A 12,114-nucleotide genomic window follows, 5' to 3' on the forward strand; every position below is an offset into this window, starting at 1 on the left:
GTGCCGGAAAAGGTCAACGTCAAAACCAAAAGATAAAAACCACACTCTGTTTTTGTCTTTTTAATTGTTTAAGTCTTGGTAGGGAGAGCCGCCGGTACAGGGATGTACCGGCGGAGTTTGGGGCGCCCTGGATGGGCGATACCAAACCGGAGCGGAGATGGCGTCTCGGATAAAAGCGCGCGAGTTGAGAGCCCCCGCGCAACGGGGCTTTCATCGGTCGCCTTCGCCAGCGGTGCCATGGAAACGCATGTGCTGACCGGCGAACGAAACATTTCACAGCAATCCCATAGGATATCGGCATTCCAAACCGGAGCGGAGATGGCCGCGAGTACATAGACCACGCGCTGGTGGTCTCTGCCCGTACGCCTTCACCGGTGTATCAATGAAGCTCGGTATCAACAGGCGGGCGGAATATTACACAATGGTGACATCAGCAAACGAAATAATTCATCGTCATCCATAAATTATAATTTCCCCTCACTCCCACAAATCCGGATCTTCTCCACCACCACATCATGCATAGCCTGTTTGCCCGGAGTGATGTATTTGCGTGGATCGTTAGCGTCTGGATGCTCGGTGAAGTAGCTTTTAACCGCGTCGGCAAAGGCGATTTTCAGATCGGTTGCGACGTTCACTTTACAAATTCCAAGCCCTATCGCTTCACGCACCATATGCTCCGGAATTCCCGATGCGCCATGCAGCACCAGTGGGACATCCACGACGTTGCGCACTTCGGCTAGGCGGGCAAAATCTAGGTGAGGTTCTCCATGATACAGACCATGCGCCGAACCAATCGCAACAGCCAATGAATCAATTCCGGTTCGTTCTACAAATTCACGCGCTGAGGCAGGATCGGTAAAAAAGCTGTCTGCACTATCAACATTAAGATCGTCCTCTTGCCCACCGAGACGCCCTAACTCAGCTTCCACGCTAACATCATAGCGCTGACACAAACGCACCACTTCAGCTACGGTTCGAATGTTCTCTTCGAATGCATAATGCGATCCGTCGATCATCACAGAACGCACGCCCGCCATAACCTTAGTGCGAATATCTTCCAGATCTTCGTGATGATCCAGATGCAATGCCAAAGGCAAATCATGTAAATGGGCAGCCTCTTGGCAGATAGAAACCAGATAGTCGGTTCCCGCATAGGTAAAAGTACCCGGAGTGCCCGCTAAGATAACGGGTGACTTTAACGCAGCCGCGGTTTCTACCACCACCTGCACCGTTTCCAGATTGTGGACGTTAAAAGCCGGTACGGCGTAACCTTCGCGCTGAGCCTTTTTGAGCATTTCCCGGTTTGAAATTAGGTACATAAAATAGGCTCCTTAAATGCCGTCTAAGCTGACGGAATTATTCTGTTGTTGGTTACACTTCTGCTCTTCATGCCATAGGCTGGTAACGCCTCGCCGTCCACACTCCAATGCCATATCGCGGAAATCTTGAGAATTCATGCCTTCACGCTCTAGCATCATTTCGGCGGCAAGCTGCATATTTGTGCCGGTGATCACTTGGTAATCAGGATGTTGTTTTGCAATAACCGCCGCCTGTCGAAACGGCGAACCACCGAGCAAGTCACTCAAAATCACCACGCCTTCCCCGCTATCGCAGGCCGCACAGGCTTGCTCTAACAAAATCATCAACTCACTGGTGCTGACTCCTTCAGGGAAATCTACTGCGCAGCATTGCGATTGCTCACCGACCACTTGTTCAACGCCCTGTAGCAGGCCGCTTGCAAAGCGGCCATGCCCAGTAATAACGAGACCTAGCATTACGCCCCCCTTAAAGGAATCCAACGAATTTACCGACAACGCCAAACAACACCGTTAAACCAATCAGTTTCACCGGCGAGAAACCACGCTTCATCAGCCAAAACACCAGCAGCGTGAAACACAGCGGCAGTAAATTCGGCATCAGCTTATCTAACACGTCTTTTTGCAGTGCGACGCTGGCTTTACCGGCATGCATAACCAACGGTGTCGATAGGTGAACGTACGACGCCACCAGCGCCCCGATCACCGTCATACCGACAATAGAAGCGGCATGAGATATCTTTTTGGTGTGTGTCTTAAGCAGCGCCAGCGCACTGGTTCCGGCATGGTATCCGTAGTGCGCCAGCCCAAAACGCAGGCCAAAGTGAACAATGTTAAACATCAGCAGAAAAACGATCGGCCCAAACAAACTGCCTTGAAGCGCCAACGAAGCACCGATACCCGCACAGATTGGCAGCAGCGTGAGCCAAAACAGCGCATCACCAATGCCGCCTAGCGGGCCCATCAGCGCAACTTTGACCGCTCGAATGGTAGAGACTTTCTCTTTACTCCCCTCCATCGCCAGCACAAGGCCAGAAAGGAAAGTGACGTCGAACGGATGCACATTAATAAACTCCATGTGCATTTTCATTGAGTTAGCCAGATCCTGTGGATTCTTATGGATCTTGCGCAGGCCTGGGATCAGGGTGTAAAGCCAGCCACCTGCCTGCATACGTTCATAGTTGAACGAGGCCTGCAAGAGCAAAGAACGCCATGCCATACGGTTAAGATCTTGCTTGGTCAGCGCCTCCGCTGGCGTGCTGTCGATATAGTCATCCTGCTCGACCTGACTGGTTGCCAAAGCCTGCGCCATGCGCTGCTCGGCTTTTGCCGCCATTGCGGCTTCATTATCATTAAATCCCATCTTCCATCTCCTGAACGTTGGCCGAAGAAGCTGGCGCGTTAGAGTCGCCTTCTTGTTCATTGCGTGAACGGTTAAAGAAGTCGATCAACGCGATGGCAAAAGCGCCCAAAGCAACGGCGATAATCGGCATATTGAGGAATGTCACGGAAATAAAACCGAGAATGAAATAGGCCACATAGGTCTTTTTCATCATGATTTTCATCAGCAGCGAGAAACCAATCGCGGGCATCATGCCACCTGCCACGGCGAGGCCATCCAGCAGCCAGATCGGCGCTTTCTGTACCATCACGCTGGCAGCGTCGGCGCCGAAATACACCGGCAAAAACGCCACAATGAAGTAAAAGCAGAACAGAATGGTGATACCGAGATAGTTCACCCGTTCAATACCGCGCCAGTTCAGCGCCTGCACCATCTTGTCGCACTTATGCATCATTGGAGAAAACGCGGTAAATAACAGCGTGATACAACCTTGAACCGCTATTGCGAAAGGAACCGCGACGCCAATGGCCACTTTAGGATCGGCATGAGTCAGAATGGCAAATGCGGTACCGACCACTCCACCGATCACCACGTTCGGCGGCTGAGCCCCAGCCAGAGGCACCATCCCCATCCATACCAGTTCCAGCGATCCGCCCACCAACAATCCGGTTTGCACATCCCCAAGGATCAGCCCAACCAGTGGGCCAATAACCACCGGACGATGGAAGTGAGTCAGACCATCAAACAGGTCTACCCCCGCCAGCCCGGCTAACAAGCCAATCAATAACGCATCTGTAAACATGGTTTACTCCCGTTATGCTAAGAGTTTGGCAATAGATTCACCGGACTCATCCGGCACGCGCCGAACTTCACAGGTGACCCCCAGCTTCTCCAATTCGCGAAACGCCGCCGTATCGCTATCGTTCACCGATACCGTTTTATGAATTTGGCGTTTGCCCTCGGCAAAGTGCATATTTCCCACGTTGACGAAGCTTATGGGTACTCCCCCCTTCACCAACGTCAGCACGTCCTGCGGGGTTTTACATACGATGAAGATTTTCTGTCGGTCAGCGGCTTTATGGATAACCTCGATGGTTTTTTCCAACGTGAAATAGCGAGTCTGTACACCGTCAGCGACCACCATATCCATCAGGTTTTGCTGCACGGGATCGGCAGCCGCGTCGTCATTGGCCACTAAAACCAAATTAGCGCCCAGTGAGCTGGTCCAAGTCACACCAACCTGACCATGAACTAAACGGTTATCTATGCGAGTCATTAAAATATTTGGGGTCGACATGCTCCACTCCTGACTTATTATTTTGCTGAGTGATTCTTTAAAGAATTAGCAGCGATGGAATGAACTGCGGTGAACGGATAGATTTCCACCCCTTTCACCACGCGATTGACCTCCCCTGTCGGGCACGGATTATCCGGCGTCATGCCAAGTGCCAAAGACGTTTCAAACGCCAACATCTGTAAATACATCAGGTACGGAAACAGCAACCAGATATCATCCAGATCGCTGTTAAATACGGTGTCAGAGATCCCCGGCGTACCGCTGAGCGCCACAATTTTCTTGGCAAGATTGTCATGCCGCAGTTCGCGCAGCAGGTCTGCATCATAGCGGTGGCAATAGACCTCAGAAGACATCATCAGCAACACCAGCGTATCGCCATCAACCATGAATTTCGGCCCGTGACGAACGCCCATCGATGAGTCATAGCGCGTTGCAATACGCCCCGCGGTCAGCTCCAGCATCTTAAGCGCCGCTTCTTCGGCGATACCGGTAAAACAGCGGCTGCCGAGAACCATCACTCGCTTGAATCCACTGCCAGCCAGCACTTTCACCTGCTGCTGCCAGTGTTGCTGCTCGCTGATGCACAGCGCGGCCATTTGTTGTAATGACGGCGCGCTTTGCTCTAGCGTTAACGGCCCTAATAGCAGAATGGTCGCCAGCGTCATGCAGCTAAAACTGGAAGTCATGGCGAAACTTTGGTCGTGTGAGCCTTGAGGCATGATCAACGAGCAGACGTTGCTACGCCCTTCGGCATAGCGCGCCAGCGCGCCATCTGGATTGCAGGTCAGCATCAGGTGGTGGCAGTGCGGCAATATTTGATCGGCTAAACGCACCGCGGCCACGCTTTCAGGGCTATTTCCCGAACGACCATAGGAAACCAGCAGGGTTGGGCGCTCAGGATCAAGATATTGCAACGGCGACGGCACAATATCGGTGGAGCCATAAGCCACTACGTCCAAGCCGCACTGTTCACGCAACCACGGTGCAACAGCACGTCCGGCAAAAGCAGAAGAACCCGCGCCGCATAGCACGATCTGTAGATCAGGATTTGCCAACAAGGGCTGCAAAAACGGCTGCCAATACGCTTTCGCCTGAGTCAATTCATCGTGCAGCTGTTGCCATAGACGCGGCTGCTGGTCGATTTCACGGGCGGTATGCAATGCATGATGGTCTTGCAGCCAAGCTTCAGAATAGGAAAACAGCTCGCTCATGCTAGGGCTCCTTGCGGCTGGGATGGGGTGATTTCAGCATCGGGTTCGCAGGCGACGGCATAGCTCAAAAGCACCCGCTGGATTTTATCCAGCACCCACTGCTGTGGATCTGTACCTAATGTTCCTGCGTTTAATGCCTGTGCCTGCTCAGGCAAATACTGACTCAGCAGCGCCATCGGCACCGGATGGTGACGTAAATTATTGATAAGAAGATCAACTGCCTGCTGTACCTGCGGATGTGGCCAGTAATAGCGCACGCGGTCACTCAGACTGTATTGACGATCGATATACTGTTGATGCGCAGAACCATGGTAATAGCGACTCCACTGCTGTGGCTGCTCGCGCATGACCTGTTCAAGCGTATCGCGCAGATGTGCCGCCTTCAGTTCACCGTTCCATTCGCGATCGATACGATCCAAGGCAAATAACGCTTCGCGCAGGGCAAAGGTTAGTGCCGGCCCTACCTTCAAGATCGCAAAGTGATCGCGTACCAGCTCACAATAAGCCTGCGGCGTTTGATAATCGGTTGAGTGCGCTTCGTAAACCATGTTGGATTGCGACTCAATAAACTGGCTCAGAGCGCGCGCTTTTTCTGGCTGATAATGCACGACGCTATGATGATCGAACTCCACGCCCGGCTGTACGACCAGCGCGATCACTCTCTCCCACACGCTTTCCAGTCCTGCATTTCGCCAAGCCTGCTGGTGAATCTCTAACGTGGTCGCCGCCGCCTGTGGCGTGGTTACCTGCATCCCTTCCATATCCTCTTGCGCACCGCCTGGCACCGGAACTTCAGTACCAATTACATAGACCGGACGCTCGCCGCCAGCCTGCTGCCACGCCTTTTCTGCCACCGCACACAGACGCGCTGCGCGAGTTGCCACGTCAGTATCACTGAGGGGAACAGGATCGCCATGGCATGACATTGAGCAGTCAAGATGGATCTTACGAAAACCGGCGCTAACGTAATCGTGGATCAGCGTTTCTGCTAACTGCATGGCTTCATCTGCACTGCGATCTTGCCACGCGTTGGGACCGAGATGGTCCCCGCCAAGCCAAACCCGATCGCGGGATAAACCAATGCGGTCGGCCTGAGCCCAAACGGCGTCACGAAACTGCGCTGGCGTCATGCCAGTGTAGCCACCAAACTGATTGACCTGATTCGATGTGGCTTCAATCAACACGGCTGAATGGCGCGTTTTTGCCAACATTAAGGCACTTTCTAACACCCACGGATGGGCGGAACAGACCGAATAGATCCCCACCGCCTCGCCCGATTTATGGCGACGGATAAGCTGTAATAAAGGCTGCATGTTTTCTCCATGCAGGCATTACGACTCGACCCCGTTACGTTGAAACCACGGTTATGGCTCTACATAATCGGGTGACAAATCAGTCATCGGCGATAATCACATCCACGCCGAGTTCAGTTAATGCCCGCTTGTAGTTGTCGGGGATCCGGCTATCAGTGATAAGCCGATGGATCTGTCCGGCCTCACGGATCATGCAGAAGCTTTTGCGGCCAAATTTACTGGAGTCGACCACGGCGATAATTTCATGTGCCACCTCGCACATCACACGATTAAGGTGTGCTTCGCCGGTGTTTGGCGTGGTTATCCCTGCTTCCAGATCAAAACCATCGACGCCAAGAAATAAGGTATCAAAGCGATATTGACGCAATTGCTGTTCTGCGGCCGGACCATAGAGCGAATAGGAGTTCTGACGAACGCTCCCGCCCAACACCATCACATCTATCCGTTCAAACCCCGCCAGTTCATAGGCGATGTTCAACGCGTTGGTCATAACAACCAGATCGCGCCGCGTTTTGAGGTGCGGAGTGATCTGGGTTGTCGTCGATCCAGAATCCAAAATCAGCGTGTCACCGTCTTTCACGAACTCGGCCGCTTTGGCCGCGATACGCGATTTAACGTCGCGGTTCATTCGCCCCTTATCTTGCAAAGGCCGATCAAACGCGAATTGCTGGTTTAGCATCGCACCGCCGTAAGAGCGCAGCGCACAGCCTTTTTGTTCCAGATAACGCAGGTCGTTACGAATGGTGACGCTAGATACCCCAAAACGCATGCTCAACGGCTCAACGCGTACGCTGCCTTCATGGCACAGCAGGTCAATGATCTGTTCGCGGCGTTTTACGGTGTCTAATATCATTTCCGTGACTCCTCGGAGTGTGGGTGTTTAAGCAAAGAAGCTTTCGCTCTCTTTCGACTGCATTACAGCAAAGGGAGTGAAGTGAAATTGTGATCGCGATTACAGCCTACTTTTTCAGCAAAATAGGCCCAAAAACCTTTCAATTTAAAATACAGTGAAAGCAATATAGCGAAATGAGAGAAATGAAAATCTGTGAGTTGATTGGCTTTCTAGCGCCCCTCAGAGGCAAAAACGGACTCTTAACAACGAAAGATGAAGCTTTTCATGTGAAAGCTTAAGATTTTATTTAGTGAAGTGATCATGATCACACTTCATATCATTAGCCATAAAACGGGAGCCAAACATCTGGCGTTTTCTCAGAAAAATTAAGATGGGTAGTAACAGGTAAATGAAAAAAGAAGTGCCATCACGCACAGTAAAACGCGCCCCTGTGCTATCACCGAACACGTCTGCGCGGAAATATGCTCAACAACGCCCAGTCAGATTTAATCACGCTAATTCAATGAGATAATCCTTCTTACCCTCTCTGTGACCTGCTTTGGAAATTTAAAACGCTATTTCAGTTACAATGGCTACCTCAACGCTCTCACTGGACAGCACCATGTGGAAGATTCGCGCGCTCGAATTGAATAATCAGGAAATGTGGAACTGGCAGCAAGCGACAACGATTGCCGATTACGCACATGAGCAAGGGTTTACCACGCTGGTCGTTGGGCAAGCCGAATTGTTGGATAAACTGGTGATGCCGGAGGGATATACGCCTCGTCATTTCAACGATCGGTTGAGCAGCCAGCAACGCGCACGCTGTATCTATCTCAATAGGCTGGCGCAATACTGCCAACAGCTTGGCCTGACGTTTTATTTGCAGGCTAAAGAGATTTCATTTCCGGTGGAAATCTTGCTGTGCCACCCACAGCTGTTCGACGTTCGAGGAAACTTTCATTTTGACGGCGCATTTTGGAGCCAATATTTAGCCGCGAAGTTGGAACTGGTTGCCCGACAAATTCCGGCGATGACGGGCATTTTGCTCGCCATCTCTAACACAGATAGCCTCCTGCCAATATCTGAACCTTATGGTCAGGCGATAAATGCGCCTCACATCACCACGCCTCCTCGCCGTCAGGAAGAAAGCCTTGGTCTTTATCATCGTTTATTTTCTGCCGCTGCGGAGGTCATGAAGCTGCAAGACAAACATTTGGTATTACGCGTTTTTCCAGCCAGTAATAGCGATGTAGAGAATGTGCTCAGCGCGATCCAGCCCCTATCTGAGTCAGTATCTGTCTCCATCAAATTAACACCTGAACGTTTCTGGCCCGAGTTTCCCAATAACCCCGCCTTGTTAGACGTTACCGAGCGCGATGTGTGGGTTGAAATCGATCTTGTCGGCGAGGAAGTCGGCTGGGGAAATTTTCCCTTCATGCGTGTAGAGGAGATTCAGGGACGTCTGTTGTGGTGCCAAGCGAAAAACCCTAGCATCAGCGGCGCACTATGTAAGATCAGCTGGGAGGGCATGGATAATCACTGGATTTTAGGGTGCATTAGCGAAATTAACCTGTTTTCCTGTACGCATTTTTTGATGCCAGATGCTCATGCTAACAATGAAATTACCCTGCTAGCCCGCTGGTTGCAGCAGCGCTATCAATGGACTCCTGCAATGGAAGTGCTTGAACAACTGCATAATCTACTAGAGCGAGCGCATCAGGCTTTATCCGGCGCAATTTACGCTCGACGCCATGTATTTCATCGACATAGTTTACTGCCAGAAAGCTATGGGCAAGCGATGTGGAGCCTGTATGGACAGTTAAACCGTAACCATTGGCTGCCCGGTTCAGAACGCGATATTCAATTTATCGCTGAAGCCAAGGAGATGAGCGCCAATAATCTCTTTTTGCTGGCACAGGAAAAGGATCGGTCGTATCAGTTAGCGATCGAGCTACAGCGTGAAGCACTCACGTTTTCTCGACGAACCGATATTCCAACAGAGCTTAAACGTCGCTGGGAACAAGAATGGCAGGGTTTTGCTCTCTACTGTCGGACTTTTGTTCATGCGCAAAAAGCCTTTTTTACCCTTCACTACTGTAAACAGGTAGAAAATACGTGGAGCCTGCGTGAGATTTGCCAAACCAATATTCAGGCACTCTACGGCACGGCGTATGAGATGGAGGATTTTTGCCTGCAGCACCGAGATTTTCCGGTTTCGATGCACGTTATGTTTGATGCCGAGCGAGCGAGGGCTTTAGCCAGCAGTCTCACTGAAGAGTTGAGTCAATTAATGCAGTAACGGCTTGGTATTTCAGTTCCCCCTACAACATCGGGGGAACAGGTTGAAAAGCTATTTTTACAGAATTAGCCTTTACGCACGCGAGCGGCCAAACCCTTCAAGAAATAACGCAGTAGCTGATCGCCACATTCACGATAATGCTTGTGACCATCGGCACGGAAAATAGCGCTGAGTTCAGATTCAGTGACCGCAAAATCCTGAGATTTTAGAATCTCGATAATATCGACGGATTTCAGTTCAAAGGCCACACGCAGCTTTTTCAGAATGATGTTGTTAGTAATACGTCGTTCAACTTTAGGCGCAGGATACTTCTCATCCTTGCCTCGCTTGAAGAAAATCAGGCCATTCAAGAAATATCCCATGACAACATCAGGGCAAATCTTGAATCCTTCTTCCCCTTCTTTGGTTACGAAGCTCGCCATTTCCTCCAGAGTCACCTTGGTGTCTGCCAGAGCTAAAATGCTGATCATTTTTTCGTTATTCAGATTCAGCATGTAGCGAACGCTGCGTAAAACATCATTATTCATCATTACCGGGTACTTCCTCTCAGTCGATTTAGTTCGCTATCTCCACAGAACGTAAAGGAGATAAAAGCGTTAGCCCGCATTATAGAGATATTCTGCTCATCACGTTGGAGAAATCTTCATCTGCTTGATGTGAGCAATCTCACGCTTAGATTTTCAGCGCTAACTCAAATGTGATCCAGATTATAAATTGCCCGTCTGGCAAGACGGTTTTGTGAGGGGGCTCGCTAGCTAAGGATTTCTGCGATGACGCCGCATAGCGCTGAACCATTTCCTCATGCTGAGATATTCCTCATCCCCCCTTCTTTGATTGAAGAACTGTTATGAAGCTCGCTATTGCTCAATTTTCACCGGCTGCGGACGGTATAACCCGCGATACGCAAAAATTCCAGCACGCACTCGACCTTATCAGCGCCCACGGCGGAGGGACTTTATATGTCGATAGTGGGCGCTATATGTTGGGCGGCTTATTGTTAGGTTCTAACACCTGTTTGCATCTGGAGGCGGGTGCTGAGCTTATCGTCAGCGATAACTATCAGGACTTTGATCAAGCCAGAACTCACAGTTCTGCTGAATGCTCTGACCGCGCTTTTCTCTACGCGCTAAATGCTCAGAACATTACCATCTGTGGATCTGGCAAAATTTTTGGTAGCGCGGACGCCTACTTCTCTGCAACACCCAACGAGCAAGGTTATCGGATACCGCTGGAGCTGCGTCCACGTATTATTGTTTTCGAAGGATGCCAAAACGTACAACTACGCGAGTTCACCATTGAACATGCACCGATGTGGACAATTCATCTGGTGAGCTGTAATAACGTAAAAATCAGCGAACTCACGGTACAAAACGATTTGACGATGGCGAATACCGACGCACTCGACATCGACAGCTGCCAGTTAGTACATATCACTAATAGCCTGTTTAGCGCCGCCGATGATGCGATTTGTTTGAAAACCACACGAAAACCTGCGTTTTTACAGCAGCCAGCGCAGCAAATTGTTATCTCGAACTGCACGTTGCAATCCAAAAGCTGTGCATTAAAAATTGGCACCGAGACTTTCGCCGATATTGAAGACGTGAGCGTCTCTAACTGCACTATTTATCAATCAAACCGTGGTATCGGTATTATCTCTCGCGACGGCGGCCATCTGCGACGCATGCAGTTCAGCCACATCATGTTTACCTGTCAAACCGCACACCCTTGCCACTGGGGAAAAGCCGATCCGTTGTTCGTTTCCGTTCGTCATCGTGATCCCGCAATTACGCCGGGAAAAATAGAGTGGATAAGTTTCTCCCATCTTTCGGGGATCAGCGAAGGGGCGATTAACTTACACAGCACGCCTGCTGGCATGGTTAGCCATATTCGCATTGACCACTTACAACTTGAACAACGGCAAACAGATTCTCCCGAGCAAGGGCTATACGATGTACGCCCTCCCTGTAATCCACTGCGCCCAACGGGAATGGGATTAGATAATGCCTACTGCCTCGATCCTGACACACAGCGGGCTTTTGGTGTCGAATCCTATCCGCACGGTATGCCCGTCATCTATGCCGTTGGTGTAGAAGATTTAACGCTAGAGCAACTGTCAGTACAACGGCCAGATCCGCTTCCTGAGGGATGGAATAGTGAACATATTGAGTTGGTGGAGGAGTGAGGGGCTTCATTTGGGATTCATGATGAAACACGATGCAATGTTTCGTTCGCTGATGTCACCGTTGTGTAATATTCCGCCCGCCTGTTCATACCGAGCTTCATTGATACACTGATGAAGGCGTACGGGCAGAGACCACCAGCGCGTGGTCTCTGCACTCGCGCGCTTTTATCCGAGACGCCATCTCCGCTCCGGTTTGGTATCGCCCATCCCGGGCGCCCCAAACTCCGTCACGACATCCCTGTCGTGCCGGCTCTCCCTGCCAAGACTTAAACTAAAAACTGCGAGCTTTGGGTTTTGACCTTTTCCGGCACATTACCGG

11 protein-coding genes are annotated in these 12,114 nt (G+C 50.8%); 2 read left to right on the plus strand and 9 right to left on the minus strand.

Going from position 1 to position 12,114, the window contains the following annotated elements:
• Window positions 1–464 precede the first annotated feature (464 nt).
• The 8 genes from M988_RS15845 to agaR all read right to left on the minus strand — a co-directional run bounded on the left by M988_RS15845 (window position 465) and on the right by agaR (window position 7,332).
• Window positions 465–1,319 (minus strand): tagatose bisphosphate family class II aldolase, encoded by an 855-nt coding sequence (locus tag M988_RS15845; RefSeq protein WP_004090757.1) that lies wholly within the window; start codon window positions 1,317–1,319, stop codon window positions 465–467.
• A 12-nt stretch (window positions 1,320–1,331) separates the two neighbouring features.
• Window positions 1,332–1,775: a PTS galactosamine/N-acetylgalactosamine transporter subunit IIA gene (agaF, locus tag M988_RS15850; RefSeq protein WP_008812478.1), complete on the minus strand. Its 444-nt coding sequence runs from the start codon at window positions 1,773–1,775 to the stop codon at window positions 1,332–1,334.
• 10 nt (window positions 1,776–1,785) lie between these two features.
• On the minus strand, window positions 1,786–2,679 hold the full coding sequence (locus M988_RS15855; RefSeq protein WP_008812477.1) for a PTS system mannose/fructose/sorbose family transporter subunit IID: 894 nt from the start codon (window positions 2,677–2,679) through the stop codon (window positions 1,786–1,788).
• A complete protein-coding gene (gene agaW / locus M988_RS15860) occupies window positions 2,669–3,460 on the minus strand; it encodes a PTS N-acetylgalactosamine transporter subunit IIC (RefSeq protein WP_008812476.1) in 792 nt (263 codons plus the stop codon). Before agaW ends, M988_RS15855 begins: the two co-directional genes overlap by 11 nt.
• Window positions 3,461–3,472: 12 nt before the next feature.
• Window positions 3,473–3,955, minus strand: coding sequence for a PTS N-acetylgalactosamine transporter subunit IIB (gene agaV, locus M988_RS15865; protein WP_008812475.1), 483 nt, complete (start codon window positions 3,953–3,955; stop codon window positions 3,473–3,475).
• 17 nt (window positions 3,956–3,972) lie between these two features.
• Window positions 3,973–5,166, minus strand: a complete 1,194-nt coding sequence (locus tag M988_RS15870; RefSeq protein ID WP_008812474.1) for an SIS domain-containing protein — start codon at window positions 5,164–5,166, stop codon at window positions 3,973–3,975.
• Window positions 5,163–6,479 (minus strand): D-tagatose-bisphosphate aldolase, class II, non-catalytic subunit, encoded by a 1,317-nt coding sequence (locus tag M988_RS15875; protein WP_039185819.1) that lies wholly within the window; start codon window positions 6,477–6,479, stop codon window positions 5,163–5,165. The genes M988_RS15870 and M988_RS15875 overlap by 4 nt, the downstream gene beginning before the upstream one ends.
• A gap of 79 nt (window positions 6,480–6,558) precedes the next feature.
• The gene (gene agaR / locus M988_RS15880) at window positions 6,559–7,332 is read right to left on the minus strand and encodes a transcriptional repressor AgaR (protein WP_004090768.1); all 774 of its coding nucleotides are present in this window, start codon (window positions 7,330–7,332) and stop codon (window positions 6,559–6,561) included.
• Between the two features lie 601 nt (window positions 7,333–7,933).
• Here agaR and M988_RS15885 point away from each other — a divergent pair.
• On the plus strand, window positions 7,934–9,613 hold the full coding sequence (locus tag M988_RS15885; RefSeq protein WP_064574964.1) for a hypothetical protein: 1,680 nt from the start codon (window positions 7,934–7,936) through the stop codon (window positions 9,611–9,613).
• 65 nt (window positions 9,614–9,678) lie between these two features.
• Here M988_RS15885 and M988_RS15890 read toward each other — a convergent pair whose 3' ends face one another.
• Complete coding sequence (locus M988_RS15890) at window positions 9,679–10,143, minus strand: YehS family protein (RefSeq protein ID WP_004090777.1); 465 nt, start codon at window positions 10,141–10,143, stop codon at window positions 9,679–9,681.
• A gap of 317 nt (window positions 10,144–10,460) precedes the next feature.
• Here M988_RS15890 and M988_RS15895 point away from each other — a divergent pair, with 317 nt between their 5' ends.
• Entirely contained in the window at window positions 10,461–11,795 is a 1,335-nt protein-coding gene (locus M988_RS15895; RefSeq protein ID WP_064574962.1) for a glycoside hydrolase family 28 protein, read from the plus strand.
• Window positions 11,796–12,114: the final 319 nt, after the last annotated feature.

Origin of the sequence: Hafnia paralvei ATCC 29927, assembly GCF_001655005.1 — a bacterium.
Lineage (GTDB): Bacteria > Pseudomonadota > Gammaproteobacteria > Enterobacterales > Enterobacteriaceae > Hafnia > Hafnia paralvei.